This is a genomic window from Pseudomonas sp. P110(2024), from assembly GCF_057480795.1.
In genome coordinates this window covers 49620-70874 of record NZ_JBLIYT010000010.1, presented here as the reverse complement: position 1 = coordinate 70874, position 21255 = coordinate 49620, and the positions used below count along the sequence as shown (strand labels likewise).

Below are 21255 nucleotides of genomic sequence, written 5' to 3'. Positions count from 1 at the left end.
CACCAGACCACCCGCTGTAAGGCCCTGAATGTCTGATCTCTCCGCACACACCCCGATTGTGCTGGAGTATTGACGAGAAAATGCACCCAAGCCCTACACATAAAGGGCTTGGGCGCTTTTTTGTACCGGTGGACGAAACGCCCAAAAGGCATAGAGGGGCATAGAATGGCGCTCGGTTTGCCCCAATGTGCCGCCAAGGCTGACCACTCCAGGGGTGCAATTTCGTATCCTGAGGGTGCCCCTATGACTCTAAATCTATACTCAAACGTTAATCCCGCCCTGCTATACCGCTCGTCCCCTGACCGAAAAAAAACCACAAGCTGACACAAGTGGCACCTTGTACAGTACCGAAGAACGCCCTATCATCAACCTACGCCAATGACGCACAGCAGGGACTGCATGATCTTCATCGAAACCCCAGTTTTCACCTCCGATCTGAAGGAGCATCTGGATGATGAAGAATACCGAGCTTTGCAGGCCTATCTGGCCGAGCACCCGGAAGCTGGTTCTCTCTTAGAGGATACCGGCGGGCTCAGAAAGATCCGCTGGGCGGCCAAGGGCAAAGGCAAGAGTGGGGGTGTACGAGTGATCTATTATCATGTCACTGCAGCCCACCAGATCCGAATGATTCTGATCTATCGCAAGGGAATCATGGATACCTTGACAAATAGTCAGAAAGCGCAGCTTCGCGCACTCAACAAAGGGTGGAAATAATGGAAAAGAATCTCTTCGATCGTCTTGTGGAAAGCATGACTCAGATGGACGAGATCGATCGCGGTGAGCGTCAGCCATCGCGTGAATTCCACGTAGACGCGGTTCAAGTCAAAAAAATACGTCAAGCCACTGGTCTTTCTCAGGCTACGTTCGCCAAACGTATCGACGTCGCAGTAGGGACGCTACGGAATTGGGAACAGGGTCGTCGGGAACCTGAAGGCCCAGCTCGGGCATTGCTTCGAGCGATTAACAATGATCCTGAGCATGTACTTGCTGCATTGGCCTAAGTACTCGAAAGCCCGCAGTAGCGGGCTTTTTTATGCTCGCAGTTCCGGCAAGCTGCTCACCTCTCCCACGTTAAAATAAGCCTCCCAACGCCGCTGGCTTCCAGTTGGTAATTATCAATTCGCCGCTGAGCTCCGCCTTCCCTTCTCGTTGGTTACCGTTGCTGTAGCGAATGATCAGAGTCTCGAAGTGGAACCCATCAAACACCGCCCGAATGTCCGGGTGATCGTTGATGCTGACCATAACCTTCCCTTTGCAGCGCCGCATGAAATCGGCTATTCGCTCGTATTCCGCAAACGGAAAGTTATTCCCATACCCAGCGGTCTGCCAATACGGCGGGTCCATGTAGAAGAACGTGTGCGCTCGATCGTAGCGCTCGGCACAGTCGAGCCAGGACAGATTTTCCACATATGTTCCGGCAAGGCGTTGCCATGCCGCAGATAGGTTCTCCTCGATACGCAGCAGGTTGATGGCTGGCCCCGTGGTGGCGGTACCGAACGTCTGCCCGGTGACCTTGCCGCCGAAGGCGTGCTGCTGCAGGTAGAAGAAACGGGCGGCACGCTGGATATCGGTCAGCGTCTCGGGACGGGTCATCTTCTGCCATTCGAAAATCTGCCGCGAGCTGAGCGCCCACTTGAACTGGCGAACGAACTCCTCAAGGTGGTTCTGTACTACCCGGTAGAGCGTCACCAGGTCGCCGTTGAGGTCGTTGAGCACCTCGACCGGAGCAGCTTGGGGACGCATGAAGAACAACGCGGCGCCGCCGGCGAAGACTTCGACATAGCATTCGTGAGGGGGAAATAGAGGGATCAAGCGGTCGGCCAGGCGGCGCTTGCCGCCCATCCAGGGAATGATTGGAGAGGTCATAGATTGCAAGTCTTTACTGTATGGATAAACAGGTGATAGGCTCGCCGCGCTTTGTGCACAAGGCAGGGGCCACGGCTGGACTTGCAGGAAGGGTCTGCGGGTTCGGCGGGCCGGGCTGGGTGTTGACGCACCCACCCCGGCTCGCTCCTTTCATAACTTTTTAAGAAAAATGGATATTTTCATGAGCGCTAAAGAGTTCGCTAGACAACTAAAGGCCGAAATCGACGGATTCGCGGCTCAGGGTCAAGACTCCATCAGCATCGAAACTCTTACCTCTGGCTTGAATAAGTTCATTGACGCACCAGAGGTAGAAAGCGAAGCCATTTTAGTAGAGCGCCTTAAAGCACACCTCCAAACCAATTTAGATATAGAAAAATACAACCACTCATCCGACTTGGAAATGTTTAAGTCCGTTATACAAACAGGGCAGAATGCGCTTAAAGCTTTTGTGCTACTAAACGGAGGTGCTGCCGTTGCACTACTGGCATTTATCGGAAAGCTAGCCGACGCCAGTCGTTCACACATCCCTTTGTTTGCCTTACCTCTTACAATTTTTGTCATTGGCGCTTTCTTCTCGGCGATTTCATCAGGGCTCACCTACCTGACACAAATGCTATACACAGAGAATAGAACATGGCTAAAGCGCGTTGGAATTACGCTGCACGTGGTGACTATAGTTTTAGGCGTAGCATCACTTGGTATGTTTGGATACGGTACACAGCGTGCCTATGAGGCATTCATCGCCCTAGGGAGTTAATACTGAGTTTACGTAAGCTTGGCAGGCCTTCAGCGCGATCAGTCCTTGGTCGCCCTCATTCGTGATGGCGATAATTCGCCCAGCATGCGCTGGGTCAAGTCGGACGCGTACGGGACCATGATCCAAGCCGCCGGAGGTGGAGGTGGCAGGCATCCCTTTCGTCTTCTCCACCGTCGCACTAAGCATCAACGAGAACTTGGTCTGGCTCATCGAGTGCTCTTTGTTCTGCGAACACCACTCCAGGAACATCGCGTAGACATCGGAAGTCAGGCAGGCGCCCCACAACCCATAGCCGAGCTCGCCGGTCCGCCAAAGCGAGAGGAAGGTCTGCCACGCCGTTCGACTCAGCGCTACGAGTCGTTCACGCGCCTCAGTCTTAGGCGGCCTGGTTCGCTGATTGAAGTCCTCCAGATCGACGGAAAGTAACCAGCCATACAGGGCCGCGACCCCACCATTTGCCAACTCCCTCGCAATCGCCTTCTGTCGAGCAGCAGGCAGCGTCTCGAGCGGCCACATGACCAGCATGCGGCGGTCATCCTCGCTGATCGGCCAAGGCATGATTTCGTTACTCAAGAACGCCGAGTTCATGTGGTTGGCTTCTTCCCAACCATTGATGAACTTCGATTCCATCCGCACGGTTTTGCCCGTGATCATGTGCTTGATCTTTCCCACCTGGTTGTAGCGCTGGTCACGGCTTACAACCTCTTCAAACACCGCCCACAGCTTGCCGCTCTGCCATGCGTTGAAACTGCCTTCCAGCTGTGTTTGCCCCACTGTTGCGCCGTACTGGCGAAGCACAAGGGCGTAGAGATCCACGGCGGCAACTTGCGGATAGCCTTCATGTGGCGCCGCATGCGCTGCCGTGAGTCCCTTGGCCTGCCAGTGACTAAAGCCAACATCAAACATGCCGCCCTACTCAGGGCGGCGATTCTTCATGAAATCAAGACCAACACCTTCGAATACGGGCGCCACTTCCCGAACTCGAAGCATGCCGTGAACTACTGCAGCGCGAGGGACGAGCGTCTGGAGGCCCTGGCAGAGCGCTATAAACCTTTGAAGGCCGTCGACATAACCCCCATGACCGAGGAGAAGTACGCCTATGCCATCGACATTTGCGTCGAGTTGGTGGGCAAGAATCGACTGGCAGGCATCCTGCTGCCCGAGGATATACACCAACTCCGCGCGCGACTGATCGAGACCCGGGCACCATCGACCGCCAACCATTACTTGGCCACCTTCGCCGGTTTCCTCACCTGGTGTGAGAGCAACAAGTATTGCGTGGCCGGGCTCGCTGCTGCGTGCACACGCTTTGCCATGAGCGAGAAAGAACCGGATCCACTAACGCACGAAGAGTTCGACCGTGTCGTAACGAAAGGCTGTCTGCACCCTCAAGATGTCGCCGCGATCACCCTTGCTGTCTACACCGGTCTGCGCCCAGGAGAACTATGCGCGCTGGCCGTGGAGGACCTCGACCTGCAGGCCGGGAAGATTGAGGTAACCAGAGCGATCACGGCCAACGGCACATTCAAACTCCCCAAAACAGGCAAGCCCCGAACGGTGTTGCTGATGGAGCCGGCGATCGAGGCATGCCGAACACTGATTGCCATCGTGACAAAGCACCCCAAGCGGCACATACGCGTGTACCACGACCGGCATGAATGGCGAGACGAATCGGTCACTCCACTACTATCCCCGAGTACACAGGCAAGGAAGCGGGTGATCAACGATTGGTTCGTGTCCACGGCCTGGAACACAAAGTGGGCCGGTATTCAGCGCCGTGCGGGGATACGCCCTCGACGACCGTATCAGACCCGGCACACCTACGCATGCTGGTGCCTCACAGCTCGAGGGAACTTGGCATTCATTGCTAAGCAGCTGGGGCACAAGGACTTCACAATGCTAGTCGAGGTTTATGCCAAGTGGATGGATGACGAATCACCCACCGAACTGAGCAGAATTTGGGAAGGCATCCAAAGTTCACGAAAATACTAATCCCCGCCAGAATCGCCCTGCAGATACTTAACCGCCTTAAGCATCTGTTTTGTTTCTTCCACTTCTAAGCGCACCTCATCAAGCTTACGCTCCAACTGTACAGTATCGAGGTGCGCATACTGCTCAGTTGGATCACCAACCAAACGCTGTGCCAATTCAGCCTCATACTGAAACACCGTCCAATCCAACACCGCCAACCTACTAACCAGACTTACATATTTAGTATCAAGATTCCCATCGATCAACAATTTAGATGGCGCAATAAAACTATGTAAATTGGTCTTGAATGATGGCGCCCAATGCTTATTAGCAACAAACCACTTTTTTATCGCTTGAGCATCGCCGTTCGACTCAGAATAGAATATCACGTCTTCTTCTCCGACCCGCCTTGCCTCTTCCATCGCCTGAGTGGAAACTTCCTTCCGAAGGAAACTGCCCGCTTGCTGAAGGAATCCATCCGGTGAGTACATATAAAAGCGTCGAGCGGTAAGCGCAACAAACTCTTCTATCAGAGCCGGCTGCGGGCCAATCGTGCGCCCACTTTGATGGAGCCACCAATCTTCTTTGTTGTCACCTGTAACAAAAATAACATTACACTTGTCACTGACAGCCTTGTCCAACAATTGCCTCCAGCCGACAAAATCACCATATGGAGACAGCCTTTCTTCCAATGACGGGCCAACCTTCTTATCCGCATCCTTATACCCAGGTGGAATTTTATTGAGGTACCTCGCAGCGCCAGACACGATTAGCTTCTCAAGCTCATCATCTGGATACCCGCCCCCAACCTTTCCATCAAATATCTGGGCTATTGCCTCTTTGATATCATCATCATTTAACTTTTTATCATGACGCTCTTTGTTTGCACGCAGCTCACCAATAATCAAATCAAATGATCGAGTACAGTCCCCCAACACCTCCGCACTAACAAAAGGGTGCTGCTTATGATCTTCAAAATTCTCTCTGAGCTCCAGCAAGCCCTTGATAGCAGCATCGTAAGTTTTGGCCTGATCGCTAATTACCTTCAGCCTGTTTTTCAGATACTCTTTGGCCACTTGATGAGAAATCCACAAGCGCTCTTTCAGCTTCTCAAACACATCAATGAATTCTTTCCTGGTGCCTTCGGAATAGCGATACAAGTTAAGGAGGACGTTCGCGTCCAGCGCAATCACACTGTCCTCCCACAGACGCTTCAGGTCTTCTGGGTCGTTAGCAAAATGCCCCGGGAACACGGTCTTCATTGAGATGGCCTTGAGGAAATTTTGAGTATGGCACTAATAGTCCACTGAGCGAAGCGGTGCGAGGGCCGTTCGTGTTACCCTCCGCACCAACCACGACCCTCACAATGACGCAGCGTGGTGCGAGGCGAAATGCCCCAAATTTGCCCCACCGCTTATGTGAAAATGCCATAATCCCTTGATGAATAAAGCAATTTCCGATTTCTCCGCACACACCCCGATGATGCAGCAGTACTGGAAGCTGAAAAACCAGCACCCGGACCAGCTGATGTTCTACCGCATGGGCGATTTCTACGAGATCTTCTACGAAGATGCGAAGAAAGCCGCGAAACTGCTGGATATCACCCTGACCGCCCGCGGTCAGTCCGCGGGCCAGTCGATTCCCATGTGCGGGATTCCGTTCCACTCGCTGGAAGGCTACCTGGCCAAGCTGGTCAAGCTCGGCGAATCGGTGGTGATCTGCGAGCAGATCGGCGACCCGGCCACCAGCAAGGGCCCGGTGGAGCGCCAGGTGGTGCGCATCATCACCCCGGGCACGATCAGCGACGAGGCCTTGCTCGACGAGCGCCGCGACAACCTGATCGCCGCCCTGCTGGGTGACAAGCGCCTGTTCGGCCTGGCGGTGCTGGACATCACCAGCGGCAACTTCACCGTGCAGGAGATCAAGGGCTGGGAGAACCTGCTGGCCGAACTCGAGCGCATCAACCCGGTGGAACTGCTGATCCCCGACGACTGGCCGCAGGGCTTGCCGGCCGAGAAGCGCCCCGGCGCCCGCCGCCGCGCACCGTGGGACTTCGACCGCGACACGGCGCGCAAGAGCCTCTGCCAGCAGTTCGCCACCCAGGACCTCAAGGGCTTTGGCTGCGACAAGCTGACCCTGGCCATCGGCGCCGCCGGCTGCCTGCTGACCTACGCCAAGGAAACCCAGCGCACCGCCCTGCCCCACCTGCGCAGCCTGCGCCACGAGCGCATGGACGACACGGTCATCCTCGATGCCGCCAGCCGCCGCAACCTGGAGCTGGACATCAACCTGGCCGGTGGCCGTGACAACACCCTGCAATCGGTCATCGACCGTTGCCAGACCGCCATGGCCAGCCGACTGCTGACCCGCTGGCTGAACCGTCCGCTGCGCGATCTGAAGGTGCTAAAGGCCCGTCAGGATTCGATCCGCTGCCTGCTCGACGGCTACCGTTTCGAGAAGCTGCAGCCGCAGCTCAAGGAAATCGGCGACATCGAGCGGATCCTCGCGCGGATCGGCCTGCGCAACGCCCGCCCCCGTGACCTGGCACGCCTGCGCGATGCCCTCGGCGCCCTGCCGGAGCTGCAGAACGCCATGGCCGAGCTGGAGGCCCCGCACCTGGCGCGGCTGGCCGCGATCACCGGCACCTACCCGGAGCTGGCCGGCCTGCTGGAGCGGGCGATCATCGACAACCCGCCGGCGGTGATCCGCGACGGTGGCGTGCTCAAGACCGGCTACGACAGCGAGCTGGACGAGCTGCTGGCGATCAGCGAGAACGCCGGCCAGTTCCTGATCGACCTGGAAGCCCGCGAGAAGGCCCGCACGGGCCTGGCCAACCTCAAGGTCGGCTACAACCGCGTGCACGGCTACTTCATCGAGCTGCCGACCAAGCAGGCCGAGCAGGCGCCGGTCGACTACATCCGCCGGCAGACGCTCAAAGGGGCCGAACGCTTCATCACCCCCGAGCTCAAGGCGTTCGAGGACAAAGCGCTGTCGGCCAAGAGCCGCGCCCTGGCCCGCGAGAAGATGCTCTACGACGCCCTGCTCGAAACCCTGATCGAGCACCTGGCGCCGCTGCAGGACAGCGCCGCCGCGCTGGCCGAGCTGGATGTGCTGAGCAACCTGGCCGAGCGCGCCCTGAACCTGGACCTGAACTGCCCAAGCTTCGTCGACGAGCCGTGCCTGCGCATCGAGCAGGGTCGTCACCCGGTGGTCGAGCAGGTGCTGACCACGCCATTCGTGGCCAACGACCTCGGGCTGGACAACGGCACGCGCATGCTGATCATCACCGGCCCGAACATGGGCGGTAAGTCCACCTACATGCGCCAGACCGCCCTGATCGTGCTGATGGCCCATATCGGCAGCTTCGTCCCGGCCGCCGCCTGCGAACTGTCGCCGGTCGACCGCATTTTCACCCGTATCGGCTCCAGCGACGACCTTGCCGGTGGGCGTTCGACCTTCATGGTCGAAATGAGCGAGACTGCCAACATCCTGCACAATGCCACCGACCGCAGCCTGGTGCTGATGGACGAGGTCGGCCGCGGCACCAGCACCTTCGATGGCCTGTCGCTGGCCTGGGCCGCCGCCGAGCGCCTGGCCCAGCTGCGCGCCTACACGCTGTTTGCCACCCACTACTTCGAACTCACCGTGTTGCCGGACAGCGAACCACTGGTGGCCAACGTGCACCTGAACGCCACCGAACACAACGAACGCATCGTGTTCCTGCACCACGTCCTGCCGGGGCCGGCGAGCCAGAGCTACGGCCTGGCCGTGGCACAACTGGCGGGCGTGCCGGCGGCGGTGATCCAGCGCGCCCGCGAGCATCTGGGCCGGCTGGAGACTGCCAGCCTGCCCCACGAGGCGCCAGTCATGCCGGCCCGCGACAACATGCCTCACGTGCCGCACCAGAGCGACCTGTTCGCCAGCCTGCCACACCCGGCCATCGAGAAGCTGGGCAAGCTGGACCTGGACGACATGACGCCGCGCCAAGCTATCGAAATGCTATATCAACTGAAAAACCTGTTATAACGGCCCACCGCGCAAGCTGGTAGAATCCGGCGCGGTTTGCGAGCACTGCAGGTTATTAGCCTGGCCTGCAGCCAGCACCGTGAACCGCGCTGCCCTGGTAAGGAAGGGCAAGCTGCCGTCGCCTGAGGAGAGAATTAGAAATGACCTTCGTCGTCACCGACAACTGCATCAAATGCAAGTACACCGACTGCGTGGAAGTCTGTCCGGTGGACTGCTTCTACGAAGGCCCGAACTTCCTGGTGATTCACCCGGACGAGTGCATTGACTGTGCGCTGTGCGAGCCGGAGTGCCCGGCTCAGGCGATTTTCTCGGAAGACGAAGTGCCGTCCGGCATGGAGAACTTCATCGAGCTGAACGCCGAGCTGGCGGAGATCTGGCCGAACATCACCGAGAAGAAAGACGCCCTGCCGGACGCCGAAGCGTGGGACGGCAAGACTGGCAAGATTGCCGATCTGGAGCGCTGATCGCGTTCAGTTGCGAAAAAGGCCCGAAAGGGCCTTTTTTCATTTCCGACAGGCAAAAAAAAGGGGCGGTTTGACCCGCCCACATTTTTTTCCGTAGTCCCTGTATGTCCCAATCATCATCCACTGATGAATCGCGTCCCGCGATGTCCCTGGCCGTCATCCTTGAAGGCCTGTGTCTGTCCCTTGACACAGTTCGAATACTAGCGATTCCCCGGTACGGAACAAGCGACGAATATCTCAGGATGATTCAGACGACACATCTTTTGATATTTATAAAACCTATATATTTCATATAGTTAGAAAAAGTACGCCACTGGAAACGACATTGATTTACTGATCCCTACAGCGATCGCTTACATGACGAGTAAGCGAATGCTTACACGCGATGCTACGCGGGTGGATAAATAAATACTTCGCAGGTGACAGGCTATGGGGTTGTGAGTAAGGCCCCTCGATGATGTCAGGTCAGCCAACCAGATTGGCGCCTGCGCTAAAAAACGCAAACGCCCCGAACAAGTCGGGGCGTTTGCCTGGCGCACATCAGTGACTACTGGAACAGCGACTCGCTGGACAGGCCATTCTTCTCGAGGATCTCGCGCAGGCGCTTGAGGCCTTCAACCTGAATCTGCCGGACGCGCTCGCGGGTCAGGCCGATCTCCAGGCCGACATCCTCGAGGGTGCTGCTTTCATGCCCACGCAGGCCGAAACGCCGCACCACCACCTCGCGCTGCTTGTCGGTCAGCTCGCCCAGCCATTGGTCGATGCTCTGCGACAGGTCGTCGTCCTGCAGCAGTTCGCACGGATCGGTGGGGCGATCATCGGTAAGCGTGTCGAGCAGCGTCTTGTCGGAGTCAGGCCCGAGCGAGACATCCACCGACGACACCCGCTCGTTCAGGCCAAGCATGCGCTTGACCTCGGCCACCGGCTTCTCCAGCAGACTGGCGATTTCTTCCGGCGACGGCTCGTGGTCGAGCTTTTGCGTCAGCTCACGGGCAGCGCGCAGGTAGACGTTGAGCTCCTTGACCACGTGGATGGGCAGGCGAATGGTGCGGGTCTGGTTCATGATCGCCCGCTCGATGGTCTGGCGGATCCACCAGGTCGCGTAGGTCGAGAAACGGAAGCCCCGCTCGGGGTCGAATTTCTCCACCGCACGGATCAGGCCCAGGTTGCCTTCCTCGATCAGGTCGAGCAACGACAGGCCGCGATTGACGTAACGGCGGGCGATCTTGACCACCAGGCGCAGGTTGCTTTCGATCATGCGCTTGCGACCGGCCGGGTCGCCTTTTTGCGACAGGCGCGCGAAATGCACTTCTTCCTCTGGCGAAAGCAGGGGCGAGAAGCCGATTTCATTGAGATACAGTTGAGTGGCATCAAGTGCGCGACTGTAGTCGATGTACTTGTGCTGCTTGAGCGACGCGCCCTGTTTCGACTTGGTCCGAACCGAAGGTACAGCAGGTTCGTCTGACACCACATCCGTTTCCAAAACGATGCCTGTCTCCATCAGAAGGAGGTCATCGTCGATGTCAAACTCCGGCACTTCTTTGCTGAGAGCCATTGTTATAGTCCTTTGCTGAGTTCGAACTCAGACTCGAGCGTCACCCTTCCATGGCAGCGCTGGAGCCTGTCCCCTCTACATCCAAGGAACAGGCTGGGACATTGATCAACGGCGTGGCAGGAACTGGAGAGGATCGACGGGTTTGCCCTGGCGGCGAATCTCGAAATGCAGCTTCACCCGATCAGTGCCCGTGGACCCCATTTCTGCGATCGTCTGCCCTGCCTTGACCTGCTGCCCCTCCCGAACCAAAAGCCTGCGGTTGTGACCGTAGGCACTGACGTAGGTATCGCTGTGTTTGATGATGATGAGCTCGCCATAGCCCCTCAAGCCACTGCCGGCGTAGACCACCGCTCCATCAGACGCAGCAAAAACAGGCTGTCCCAAATCACCGGCGATATCAATGCCTTTATTCAAACTACCGTTTGAAGCAAATTTACCAATCAGCACGCCGTTCGCCGGCCACGTCCAACCGCCCACGGCGCGCTCTGCGGCGGGCACCTGGGCAACCGTTTGCGAGGTGGTGGAAGAGGCAGTAGTGGCACTTTTGCCATTACCGGTCGCCGGTACGGTGGTCGCGACCGGTCGGCGGATGACGGTGGTCTTGCTCGACGAAGAAGGGCTGCTGACAACCGTGGTGCTCCCCCCCACGCCGCTACTGAAACGAATCGGCTGACCCGGGCGAATGGTGTAGGGGGCGGGAATGTTGTTGCGCGCCGCCAGCTCCTTGTAGTCCCAGCCATAGCGGAAGGCGATGGAGAACAGCGTATCCCCAGGCTTGACGATGTACTGCCCCGAGGTGACTGTCGGGCGCTTGGGCGCGGTGTTGTTGCGATCGACCACGCGGGCGCCGTTGGAGCTGGTGCTGGAACAGCCAGCCAACAGGGTACCCATGGCCAGCGCAATCACCAGAAGCTTCAATACCGACCGTTCCTTGCGCTGCCGCATGCCTGTGTGACCCACCCGCGCTCCCCTCATGCTGTCAAATAATGACGATACAAAATGCAATATTGTTTCAATTATAACCGAGCCACCCTGCCAGGGGTGACTCGCAATTGGCCTGATCGGTGTACGAATATCGCCACGCCAGATAGACAGGGGCCCGACGCAAGAATTCGTCGCCGACGCAAATATTCCGTTGCGCCACTCAGGCCAGCGGGCCGTTGAGCAGGGGCACGAAGCGCACGGCCCCGAGCACCCGGCGCGAGAAACCATGTTCTTCACGCACGATCAGCATCAGTTGCTGGGTTTCCCCCGCCGGACCGACCGGGATCACCATGCGCCCGCCCGGTGCCAGCTGGTCGAGCAGTGCCTGGGGCACCTCGGGCGCAACCGCGGTGACGATGATGCCGTTGTACGGCGCCAGCGCCGGCCAACCTTCGCAGCCGTCGCCCCAGCGGAACACCACGTTGCGCAGGTTGAGCTCGACCAGACGCTCCTTGGCCCGATCCTGCAGGACCTTGATCCGCTCAACCGAAAACACCCGTTCCACCAGTTGGGCCAGGATCGCCGTCTGGTAGCCCGAACCGGTGCCAATCTCCAGCACCTTGTCCAGGGGCCCGGCTTCCAGCAACAGCTCGCTCATGTGCGCGACCATGAACGGCTGGGAGATCGTCTGGTTATGGCCGATCGGCAGCGCCGTGTCCTCGTAGGCCCGATGGGCCAGGGCTTCATCGACGAACAGGTGGCGCGGAGTGCGGCGAATGGCCTCGAGCACCTTGGCGTTCGACACGCCTTCTTCGTAGAGGCGCTGGATCAGCCGCTCCCGGGTACGCTGGGAAGTCATGCCGATGCCGCGACGCTGCAGATCGTCCTGTTCGCGCATCAGAGCACGCCCTCCAGCCAGCCGTCGAGGCGCTCGAAGGCATCGTTGAAGGTGCGATCCAGCTGCAACGGCGTGATCGACACGTAGCCTTGCATCACTGCATGGAAATCGGTACCCGGCCCGCCGTCCTCGGCATCGCCGGCCACGGCGATCCAGTAGCCTTCCTTGCCCCGCGGGTTGACCACCTTGGTCGGCGCCGCGGCACGCGCCCGATGTCCCAGGCGGGTGAGCTGGATGCCACGGATGTGCTCCAGCGGCAGGTTGGGGATATTGACGTTGAGCACGGTGCGCGGTGGCAGCTCCAGGCGCGACTGCGCCTCGACCAGGCGCCGGGCGATATAGGCGGCAGTCGGCAGGTTGTCGGGCAGGCGCGACAGGAGCGAAAAGGCCAGCGAGGTACCGCCGAGGAAACGCCCTTCCAGGGCGGCGGCGACCGTGCCGGAATACAGCACGTCGTCACCCAGGTTGGCGCCCAGGTTGATGCCGGACACCACCATGTCGGGGGTTTCCGGCAGCAGGCCGTTGAGCCCCAGATGCACGCAGTCAGTGGGCGTGCCGTTGAGGCTGATGAAACCGTTGGCCAGGGTCTGCGGGTGCAGCGGCCGATCAAGCGTCAGCGAACTGCCGGCGCCGCTCTTGTCTTGATCCGGGGCAATCACCACGCACTCGGCGTAATCCGCCAGCGCTTCATGCAGCGCGGCGATGCCGGGTGCGGTAACACCGTCGTCATTCGAAATCAGAATACGCATGGGCTGTCCGTCTGCCCTGCCGGCACCAGATCGACGAGTTCGCGCACCACCACGGTGGCGAAGCATCCGGCCGGAAGGACGAATTCCAGTTGCAGGATATCAGGCTCGGGATAATGCCACGACAGACGCCCAATAGGGAGCCGCAGGATGCGCCGTTCGTGATCCATGCCCGCTCGCGCCAGCCATTGGCACAACGCAGGATGACGCGCGGCGACTTCGCTCTCGAGCACCTGGGTCGCGCCGGCACAAGGCGATTGCCCTTCGCCCCACAGCGGGCCGGTGGGATGCAAGTCAAGAATGGCCAGGCGCGGATCGCTGCACTCGCCCTCTCCTGCCGGGAAGAAACTGCGACTGTCGGTGAACGCGAGCAGGTCGCCGACCTGGGCACGCTGCCAGGTGCCATCGGCCACCCGGGCGGCCAGCACCTGGTTGAACAGGTAGCTGCGCCCGGCCGACAACAGCCGCGAGCGCACGTTGCGCTGCTCGGGCAATGCCTGGCGTGCAGCCCAGTCCTGGGCATCATGCACGTTGCCGCCGGCATGACCGAAACGCTGGCTGCCGAAGTAATTAGGCACACCCTGCTGCTTGAGTTGCTCCAGGCGGGCATCGAGGGCCGGGCGGTCGGCCTGCAGCGCGGTCAGGCGCAAGGTGAAACCATTGGCCGAATGCGCCCCACGCTGCAGCTTGCGCTGATGGCGCACCTGCTTGAGCACCCGCAGGGTGTCGTCCTCGGCGCGGGACAGGTCGGGGTCGGCCTTGCCCGGCAGGTGCAGGCTGAACCACTGGCGTGTCAAGGCTTGGCGGTCCTTCAGGCCGGCATAGCTGATGGCGCGCACCGGCACACCGGCGGCGCGGGCCAGGCGGCGGGCCGCTTCCTCGGTGTTGAGATCGCGCTTCTCGACCCACAGCCACAGATGCTCCCCCTGACCGGACAGCGGGATATCGAGGACTTCATCGACCTGGAAGTCTTCGGCCACCGCCTTGAGCACGGCGGTGCCCAAGGCTTCGCCCGAGGCCCGCGGCCCCAGCAGTTCCAGTTCGGTCATGCTGGCAGTAGCAGGGCGACCGCGTGAACGGCGATGCCCTCCTCGCGGCCGGTGAAGCCCAGCTTTTCTTCGGTGGTGGCCTTGACGTTGACCTGGTCGAGTTCGACCTGCAGGTCTGCGGCGATCTGCTGGCGCATGGTCTCGATATGCGGGGCCATCTTCGGCGCCTGGGCGACGATGGTGGCGTCGACGTTGCCGACCTTCCAGCCCTTGTCGCGCACGACGGCGACCACGTGGCGCAGCAGCACGCGACTGTCGGCACCCTTGAACTGCGGGTCGGTGTCAGGGAAATGCTTGCCGATGTCGCCCAACGCCGCAGCGCCGAGCAGGGCATCGCTCAGGGCGTGCAGCAGCACGTCACCGTCGGAGTGGGCCAGCAGGCCGAACTTGTGGGGGATACGCACCCCGCCCAAGGTAATGAAATCACCGTCGCAGAAACGGTGGACATCGTAGCCGTGGCCAATACGCATAGAAAAACGCCCTGATTGAGTCAGGGCGTGATTCTACCTGCTTTTGAGGTAATGGGGCTGCTTCGCAGCCCATCGCCGGCAAGCCGGCTCCGACAGAAATTGCAGGCGGTGTCAGACCCTGCCCAACGCCACCGCATGATGACGCAGGTGCTCATCGATGAAGCTGGCGATGAAGTAGTAGCTGTGGTCATAGCCCGGCTGCAGGCGCAGGGTCAGCGCATGACCACCCTTGCGCGCCGCCTGCTCCAGCGCCTGCGGCTTGAGCTGCTTCTCGAGGAAGTCATCGCGATCGCCCTGGTCCACCAGCAACGGCGGGCACTCCCCTGCCTCGGCCAGCAACACGCTGGCGTCCCACTCCCGCCAACGCGCACGGTCCTCCCCCAGGTAGCGGGAAAACGCCTTCTCGCCCCACGGGCAATCCATCGGATTGCTGATGGGCGAAAACGCCGACACCGAACGGTAGCGCCCTGGGTTGCGCAGGGCGCAGACCAGCGCGCCATGCCCACCCATGGAATGGCCGCTGATGCTGCGCTGGTCCGACGCCGGGAAGTGCGCCTCGATCAGGGCCGGCAACTCCTCCACCACGTAGTCGTGCATCCGGTAATGCTGGGCCCAGGGCTGCTGGGTGGCATTGAGGTAGAACCCTGCGCCCAGGCCGAAGTCCCAGGCGCCGTCCGGGTCGCCCGGCACCTGCTCGCCACGCGGGCTGGTATCCGGGGCAACGATGATCAGCCCGAGTTCCGCGGCCAGGCGCTGGGCACCGGCCTTCTGCATGAAGTTCTCGTCGGTGCAGGTCAGGCCGCTGAGCCAGTACAATACCGGCAGCTTCTCGCCCTGCTCGGCCTGGGGCGGCAGGTACACGGCGAACACCATGTCGCAGCCGAGCACCTTGGAGCTGTGCCGGTAACGCTTGTGCCAGCCGCCGAAGCTTTTCTGGCAGGAGAGATTTTCCAGGGTCATGGCGAGGCCCTCAGAAGTGGATCACGCTGCGGATGCTCTTGCCTTCGTGCATCAGGTCGAAGGCCTTGTTGATGTCCTCCAGGCCCATGGTGTGGGTGATGAAGGTGTCCAGCGGAATCTCGCCCTTCTCGGACATCTCGACGTAGCTCGGCAGCTCGCTACGACCCCGCACGCCGCCGAAGGCCGAACCACGCCAGACGCGGCCGGTGACCAGCTGGAACGGACGGGTGGCGATTTCCTGGCCGGCACCGGCGACGCCGATGATCACCGACTCGCCCCAGCCCTTGTGGCAGCACTCCAGCGCCGCGCGCATCAGTTGCACGTTGCCGATGCACTCGAAGGAGAAATCGACGCCGCCGTCGGTGAGGTCGACGATCACTTCCTGGATCGGGCGATCGTAGTCTTTCGGGTTGATGCAGTCGGTGGCGCCCAGTTGGCGGGCGATCTCGAACTTGGCCGGGTTGATGTCGATGGCGATGATGCGCGAAGCCTTGGCCTTGACCGCGCCGATCACCGCCGACAGGCCGATGCCGCCGAGGCCGAAGATGGCCACGGTGTCACCCGGCTTGACCTTGGCGGTGTTGAGTACCGCGCCGATGCCGGTGGTCACGCCGCAACCGAGCAGGCAGACCTTTTCCAGCGGAGCTTCCTTCTGGATCTTGGCCACGGAGATTTCCGGCAGCACGGTATACTCGGAGAAGGTCGAGGTGCCCATGTAGTGGAACAGCTGCTGACCCTTGTAGCTGAAGCGGGTGGTGCCGTCGGGCATCAGGCCTTTGCCTTGGGTGGCGCGGATGGCCTGGCACAGGTTGGTCTTGCCCGACAGGCAGAATTTACACTTGCCGCATTCCGGGGTGTACAGCGGGATCACGTGGTCACCGACCGCCACCGAGGTGACGCCTTCGCCTACGGCTTCGACAATCGCCCCCCCCTCATGGCCGAGGATCGACGGGAAGATGCCCTCCGGGTCGGCGCCGGACAGGGTATAGGCGTCGGTGTGGCAGACACCGGAGGCGACAACGCGCAGCAGCACTTCGCCGGCCTTGGGCATGGCCACGTCCACTTCGACGATTTCCAGGGGTTTCTTGGCCTCGAAGGCGACGGCGGCGCGGGACTTGATCATCAAAGGTCTCCAGAACAGGTATGGGTTGCTGGCTTGCAGTGTAATTCACCGCCTTTTGATGAATAATCCAGCCACTCACAAAACATTATTGCTACACAGGGATAATCCATGAGCAGCCGCTGGGAAGGCATCGACGAGTTCGTCGCGGTGGCCGAATCAGGTCAGTTCACCGCCGCCGCCGAACGACTTGGGGTGTCGTCCTCGCACATCAGCCGGCAGATCGCCCGCCTGGAGGAACGCCTGCAGACACGTTTGCTGTACCGCAGCACCCGGCGGGTGACCCTGAGCGAAGCCGGGCAGACCTTTCTCCAGCACTGCCAGCGCCTGCAGGACGGCCGCGAGGAGGCGCTGCGGGCCATGGGCGACCTGGCCAGCGAGCCCAAGGGCCTGCTGCGCATGACCTGCGCGGTGGCCTATGGCGAACGCTTCATCGTGCCCTTGGTGACGCGCTTCATGGCGCAGTACCCGCAGTTGCGGGTCGAAGTGGAGCTGAGCAACCGTACCCTCGACCTGCTGCACGAAGGCATGGACCTGGCGATCCGCCTGGGACGGCTGCAGGATTCGCGGCTGGTGGCCACGCGCCTGGCGCCTCGGCGCATGTACCTGTGCGCGTCGCCGGCCTACCTGGAGCGCTATGGTCGACCGCACAGCTTATCTGAGCTGGCGCGGCACAACTGCCTGGTGGGCAGTTCGGACCTGTGGGCGCTGCAGCAGGAGGGACGCGAGATCAGCCAGCGGGTGCAGGGTAACTGGCGCTGCAACAGCGGCCAGGCGGTGCTGGACGCGGCGCTGCAAGGCATGGGGCTGTGCCAGTTGCCGGACTACTACGTGCTCGAGCATTTGCACAGCGGCGCGCTGGTGTCGTTGCTGGAGGGCCATCAGCCGCCGAATACGGCGGTGTGGGCGTTGTATCCACAGCAACGGCATCTGTCGCCGAAGGTGCGCAGGTTGGTCGACTACCTGAAGGAAGGGTTGGCACAGTTGCCGGAGTATCGCACCACTCCCCCGCAGGCGCTCAGCGGCGCCCGGCCCAGCGCTGGCGCAGCCACTCCAGGTCTTCCGGACGGGTCACCTTGATGTTGTCGCTGCGCCCTTCGACCAGGCGTGGCGCATTACCGGCCCATTCGATGGCCGACGACTCGTCGGTGACCGCCACATCGGATACCAGGCACTCGGCCAGCGCCCGGTGCAGCATGCCAAGGCGGAACATCTGCGGGGTGTACGCCTGCCAGACGGTGCTGCGATCGACCGTGGCCGCCACCCTGCCCTCGCCGTCGGCACGCTTGAGCGTGTCCCGGGCGGGAACGGCGAGCAATCCGCCGACGGAATCTTCAGCCAGGGCTGACAGCAATTTGTCCAGATCGCTGCGCGCCAGGTTCGGCCGCGCGGCGTCGTGCACCAGCACCCAGTCGTCATCCGATGCACCCTGTGCGTGCAGCAGCAACAGCGCATTGAGCACCGAATCGGCGCGCTCGCGACCGCCCGGGGCGCGCTGGATGCGTGGATCGCTGGCGCAGCGCAGGCCGGGCCAGTAAGGGTCTTGTTCGGCAATGCTGACCACCACGCCCTTGAGCATGGGATGGTCGAGGAAACAGTCGAGGCTGTGCTCGAGAATCGTCTGCCCGCCCAGTTGAAGGTACTGCTTGGGACGGTCGGCAGCCATGCGGGCACCAACGCCCGCGGCGGGAATCACGGCCCAGAAGGCCGGCAGTTCATGTGTCATTTCTGCGGCAGCTGGTAGAGGGTTTCGCCCTCCTTGACCATCCCCAGTTCATGACGAGCCCGTTCTTCCACGGTCTCCATACCTTTCTTCAATTCCAGGACTTCAGCGTCGAGCACGCGATTGCGCTCCAGCAGGCGCTCGTTTTCCGCATGCTGGTCGGCGATCTGCTGCTTGAGTTCGGTCACTTGCGCCAGGCTGCCATTGCCTACCCAAAGGCGATATTGCAGGCCGCCGAGCAGCAGGAGCAGGACGAGGAACAACCAATAGGGACTGCGCATGAAGATATCCAGGGTAAAAAAGGCCGCCGCAGCGAGCTTCCGATAGCACGAAGCCTGGCCGAGGCCAGGCTTCGTCGACAGAAACCCGTGGAAACGACCGAACGATCAGTACGAACGTTCAGCCGGCCCCGGCTGCTGCCTTTTTACCATCTCTTGCTCAGCCGCGAAACTCGGCACGACCACGATATACAGCCTTGGCGCCCAGTTGCTCTTCGATGCGCAGCAGTTGGTTGTACTTGCTGACGCGGTCGGAACGGCACAGCGAACCGGTCTTGATCTGACCGGCGGCGGTACCCACGGCCAGGTCGGCGATGGTCGAATCCTCGGTTTCACCGGAACGGTGCGAGATCACCGCGGTGTAGCCGGCGGCCTTGGCCATCTGGATGGCTTCCAGGGTCTCGGTCAGCGAGCCGATCTGGTTGAACTTGATCAGGATCGAGTTGCCGATGCCCTTCTCGATGCCTTCCTTGAGGATCTTGGTGTTGGTCACGAACAGGTCGTCGCCAACCAGTTGCACCTTGGCACCGATCTTGTCGGTCAGGATCTTCCAACCGGCCCAGTCGGACTCGTCCAGGCCGTCTTCGATCGAGATGATCGGGAAACGCTCGGTCAGGCCCTTCAGGTACTCGGCGAAGCCTTCGGCGTCGAACGACTTGCCTTCACCGGACAGGTTGTACTTGCCGTCTTCATAGAATTCGGAAGCCGCGCAGTCCAGGGCCAGGGTCACGTCGGTGCCCAGCTTGTAGCCGGCCTTTTCGACGGCTTCGGCAATGGCTGCCAGGGCGTCTTCGTTGGAAGCCAGGTTCGGCGCGAAGCCACCTTCGTCGCCGACGGCGGTGTTCAGGCCACGGGCCTTCAGTACAGCCTTGAGGTGGTGGAAGATCTCGGTGCCCATGCGCAGGCCATCGGAGAAGGTCTTGGCGCCAACCGGCTGCACCATGAACTCCTGGATGTCGACGTTGTTGTCGGCGTGCTCGCCGCCGTTGATGATGTTCATCATCGGCACCGGCATGGAGTACTGGCCCGGGGTGCCATTGAGGTTGGCGATGTGGGCGTACAGCGGCAGGTCCAGGTCCTGAGCGGCGGCCTTGGCGGCGGCCAGGGATACTGCCAGGATGGCGTTGGCGCCCAGCTTGGCCTTGTTCTCGGTACCGTCCAGTTCGATCATGGCACGGTCCAGGGCTTTCTGGTCGGCGGGGTCCTTGCCCAGCAGCAGGTCACGGATCGGGCCGTTGATGTTGCCGACGGCCTTCAGCACGCCCTTGCCCAGGTAACGGCTCTTGTCGCCATCACGCAGCTCCAGCGCTTCGCGCGAGCCAGTGGAAGCACCCGACGGCGCGCAGGCGCTGCCGATGATGCCGTTGTCGAGCAGTACATCGGCTTCCACGGTGGGGTTGCCACGCGAATCGAGAACTTCACGACCTTTGATGTCGACGATCTTTGCCATTGTTGTAAGCACTCCAGAATTGACGAAAACAACGCAGCTTTGGGAATTCTTGCCGTTCACCAGGCGACATGGCACGGGCAGGCCTGGCGAAGGGAGCCCCTGACCGAAAGGTCAGGGGTGGAACGGGCGGTACTTTACCCGAGAAACGAGCTTTACGCGGTTTCTACCGTCGGAAAACTTTTCACCAGGTCGTCCAGTTGCTTGAGCTGGGCCAGGAACGGCTCCAACTTATCCAGGCGCAGGGCACACGGACCGTCGCACTTGGCGTTGTCCGGATCCGGGTGGGCCTCGAGGAACAGGCCCGCCAAGCCCTGGCTCATGCCAGCCTTGGCCAGGTCGGTGACCTGGGCGCGGCGGCCGCCGGCGGAGTCGGCGCGACCACCTGGGGTTTGCAACGAATGGGTCACATCGAAGAACACCGGGTACTCGAACTGCTTCATGATGCCGAAGCCGAGCATGTCCACGACCAGGTTGTTGTAGCCGAAGCTCGAACCGCGCTCACAGAGGATGAGCTGGTCGTTGCCTGCCTCGACGCACTTGGCGAGGATGTGCTTCATCTCGTGGGGCGCGAGGAACTGCGCCTTCTTGATGTTGATCACGGCACCGGTCTTGGCCATCGCCACGACCAGGTCGGTCTGGCGCGACAGGAAGGCCGGCAGTTGGATGATGTCGCACACCTTGGCCACCGGCTCGCACTGGTAGGGCTCGTGCACGTCGGTGATCACCGGCACATTGAAGGTCTGCTTGATCTCCTCGAAGATCTTCAGGCCTTCTTCCATGCCGGGGCCGCGGTACGAGTTGACCGACGAACGGTTGGCCTTGTCGAAGCTGGCCTTGAACACGTACGGGATGCCGAGCTTCTCGGTCACCCGCACGTACTCCTCGCAGACCTTCAGGGCCAGGTCACGGGACTCCAGGACGTTCATGCCGCCGAACAGGACGAACGGCTTGTCGTTGGCGATCTCGATGTTACCGACGCGAATGATCTTCTGAGTCAT

At 60.8% G+C, this 21255-nt stretch carries 21 protein-coding genes and 1 pseudogene; 7 read left to right on the top strand and 15 right to left on the bottom strand.

What is annotated here, in order from left to right; all coding sequences use genetic code 11:
• Positions 1-399: 399 nt before the first annotated feature.
• Both AC25ND_RS16915 and AC25ND_RS16910 read left to right on the top strand, forming a co-directional pair.
• The gene (locus AC25ND_RS16915) at positions 400-714 is read left to right on the top strand and encodes a type II toxin-antitoxin system RelE/ParE family toxin (protein ID WP_186596881.1); all 315 of its coding nucleotides are present in this window, start codon (positions 400-402) and stop codon (positions 712-714) included.
• Positions 714-1001 (top strand): helix-turn-helix domain-containing protein, encoded by a 288-nt coding sequence (locus AC25ND_RS16910; RefSeq protein ID WP_186596879.1) that lies wholly within the window; start codon positions 714-716, stop codon positions 999-1001. Before AC25ND_RS16915 ends, AC25ND_RS16910 begins: the two co-directional genes overlap by 1 nt.
• A gap of 70 nt (positions 1002-1071) precedes the next feature.
• On the opposite strand, the gene AC25ND_RS16905 is transcribed toward AC25ND_RS16910, so the two are convergent.
• On the bottom strand, positions 1072-1866 hold the full coding sequence (locus tag AC25ND_RS16905) for a DNA adenine methylase (protein WP_186596877.1): 795 nt from the start codon (positions 1864-1866) through the stop codon (positions 1072-1074).
• Between the two features lie 181 nt (positions 1867-2047).
• On the opposite strand from AC25ND_RS16905, the gene AC25ND_RS16900 reads away from it, so the two are divergent.
• Positions 2048-2623 (top strand): hypothetical protein, encoded by a 576-nt coding sequence (locus tag AC25ND_RS16900; RefSeq protein WP_486976453.1) that lies wholly within the window; start codon positions 2048-2050, stop codon positions 2621-2623.
• A gap of 141 nt (positions 2624-2764) precedes the next feature.
• Here the strand turns inward: AC25ND_RS16900 and AC25ND_RS16895 are convergent.
• Positions 2765-3412 (bottom strand): annotated as a pseudogene (locus AC25ND_RS16895) (DUF5906 domain-containing protein); the annotation flags it as partial.
• Between AC25ND_RS16895 and AC25ND_RS16890 the strand changes: the two are divergent.
• On the top strand, positions 3383-4615 hold the full coding sequence (locus tag AC25ND_RS16890) for a site-specific integrase (protein WP_238348143.1): 1233 nt from the start codon (positions 3383-3385) through the stop codon (positions 4613-4615). The pseudogene AC25ND_RS16895 and the gene AC25ND_RS16890 overlap by 30 nt on opposite strands.
• Here AC25ND_RS16890 and AC25ND_RS16885 read toward each other — a convergent pair.
• A complete protein-coding gene (locus tag AC25ND_RS16885) occupies positions 4612-5856 on the bottom strand; it encodes a PIN-like domain-containing protein (RefSeq protein WP_186596871.1) in 1245 nt (414 codons plus the stop codon). The genes AC25ND_RS16890 and AC25ND_RS16885 overlap by 4 nt on opposite strands.
• A gap of 190 nt (positions 5857-6046) precedes the next feature.
• Between AC25ND_RS16885 and mutS the strand changes: the two genes are divergently transcribed.
• Positions 6047-8620: a DNA mismatch repair protein MutS gene (mutS, locus tag AC25ND_RS16880; RefSeq protein ID WP_486976462.1), complete on the top strand. Its 2574-nt coding sequence runs from the start codon at positions 6047-6049 to the stop codon at positions 8618-8620.
• A 140-nt stretch (positions 8621-8760) separates the two neighbouring features.
• Positions 8761-9084: a ferredoxin FdxA gene (gene fdxA / locus AC25ND_RS16875; RefSeq protein ID WP_028690650.1), complete on the top strand. Its 324-nt coding sequence runs from the start codon at positions 8761-8763 to the stop codon at positions 9082-9084.
• A 547-nt stretch (positions 9085-9631) separates the two neighbouring features.
• Here fdxA and rpoS read toward each other — a convergent pair.
• The 8 genes from rpoS to AC25ND_RS16835 all read right to left on the bottom strand — a co-directional run bounded on the left by rpoS (position 9632) and on the right by AC25ND_RS16835 (position 16809).
• Positions 9632-10639 carry an RNA polymerase sigma factor RpoS gene (gene rpoS / locus AC25ND_RS16870; RefSeq protein WP_011535249.1) on the bottom strand — a complete coding sequence of 336 codons (1008 nt, stop codon included), beginning with the start codon at positions 10637-10639 and terminating at the stop codon, positions 9632-9634.
• A 105-nt stretch (positions 10640-10744) separates the two neighbouring features.
• Positions 10745-11599 carry a peptidoglycan DD-metalloendopeptidase family protein gene (locus AC25ND_RS16865; RefSeq protein ID WP_028690651.1) on the bottom strand — a complete coding sequence of 285 codons (855 nt, stop codon included), beginning with the start codon at positions 11597-11599 and terminating at the stop codon, positions 10745-10747.
• A 184-nt stretch (positions 11600-11783) separates the two neighbouring features.
• The gene (locus tag AC25ND_RS16860; protein WP_162175259.1) at positions 11784-12422 is read right to left on the bottom strand and encodes a protein-L-isoaspartate(D-aspartate) O-methyltransferase; all 639 of its coding nucleotides are present in this window, start codon (positions 12420-12422) and stop codon (positions 11784-11786) included.
• A 38-nt stretch (positions 12423-12460) separates the two neighbouring features.
• The gene (surE, locus tag AC25ND_RS16855) at positions 12461-13210 is read right to left on the bottom strand and encodes a 5'/3'-nucleotidase SurE (RefSeq protein ID WP_028690653.1); all 750 of its coding nucleotides are present in this window, start codon (positions 13208-13210) and stop codon (positions 12461-12463) included.
• The gene (gene truD / locus AC25ND_RS16850) at positions 13198-14256 is read right to left on the bottom strand and encodes a tRNA pseudouridine(13) synthase TruD (RefSeq protein ID WP_028690654.1); all 1059 of its coding nucleotides are present in this window, start codon (positions 14254-14256) and stop codon (positions 13198-13200) included. Before truD ends, surE begins: the two co-directional genes overlap by 13 nt.
• Complete coding sequence (gene ispF, locus AC25ND_RS16845) at positions 14253-14726, bottom strand: 2-C-methyl-D-erythritol 2,4-cyclodiphosphate synthase (protein WP_028690655.1); 474 nt, start codon at positions 14724-14726, stop codon at positions 14253-14255. Before ispF ends, truD begins: the two co-directional genes overlap by 4 nt.
• A gap of 111 nt (positions 14727-14837) precedes the next feature.
• Positions 14838-15686, bottom strand: a complete 849-nt coding sequence (fghA, locus tag AC25ND_RS16840) for an S-formylglutathione hydrolase (RefSeq protein ID WP_028690656.1) — start codon at positions 15684-15686, stop codon at positions 14838-14840.
• A gap of 10 nt (positions 15687-15696) precedes the next feature.
• Positions 15697-16809 (bottom strand): S-(hydroxymethyl)glutathione dehydrogenase/class III alcohol dehydrogenase, encoded by a 1113-nt coding sequence (locus AC25ND_RS16835; RefSeq protein ID WP_016712915.1) that lies wholly within the window; start codon positions 16807-16809, stop codon positions 15697-15699.
• A 108-nt stretch (positions 16810-16917) separates the two neighbouring features.
• On the opposite strand from AC25ND_RS16835, the gene AC25ND_RS16830 reads away from it, so the two are divergent.
• Positions 16918-17886 (top strand): LysR substrate-binding domain-containing protein, encoded by a 969-nt coding sequence (locus tag AC25ND_RS16830; RefSeq protein WP_028690657.1) that lies wholly within the window; start codon positions 16918-16920, stop codon positions 17884-17886.
• On the opposite strand, the gene ispD is transcribed toward AC25ND_RS16830, so the two are convergent.
• The 4 genes from ispD to kdsA form a co-directional block, all read right to left on the bottom strand.
• Entirely contained in the window at positions 17825-18532 is a 708-nt protein-coding gene (ispD, locus tag AC25ND_RS16825; RefSeq protein ID WP_207851735.1) for a 2-C-methyl-D-erythritol 4-phosphate cytidylyltransferase, read from the bottom strand. The two genes, AC25ND_RS16830 and ispD, sit on opposite strands and share 62 nt — an antisense overlap.
• The gene (ftsB, locus tag AC25ND_RS16820; RefSeq protein WP_011535259.1) at positions 18529-18810 is read right to left on the bottom strand and encodes a cell division protein FtsB; all 282 of its coding nucleotides are present in this window, start codon (positions 18808-18810) and stop codon (positions 18529-18531) included. Before ftsB ends, ispD begins: the two co-directional genes overlap by 4 nt.
• A 157-nt stretch (positions 18811-18967) precedes the next feature.
• Complete coding sequence (eno, locus tag AC25ND_RS16815) at positions 18968-20257, bottom strand: phosphopyruvate hydratase (RefSeq protein ID WP_028690659.1); 1290 nt, start codon at positions 20255-20257, stop codon at positions 18968-18970.
• A 152-nt stretch (positions 20258-20409) separates the two neighbouring features.
• Positions 20410-21255, bottom strand: a complete 846-nt coding sequence (gene kdsA / locus AC25ND_RS16810) for a 3-deoxy-8-phosphooctulonate synthase (protein WP_028690660.1) — start codon at positions 21253-21255, stop codon at positions 20410-20412.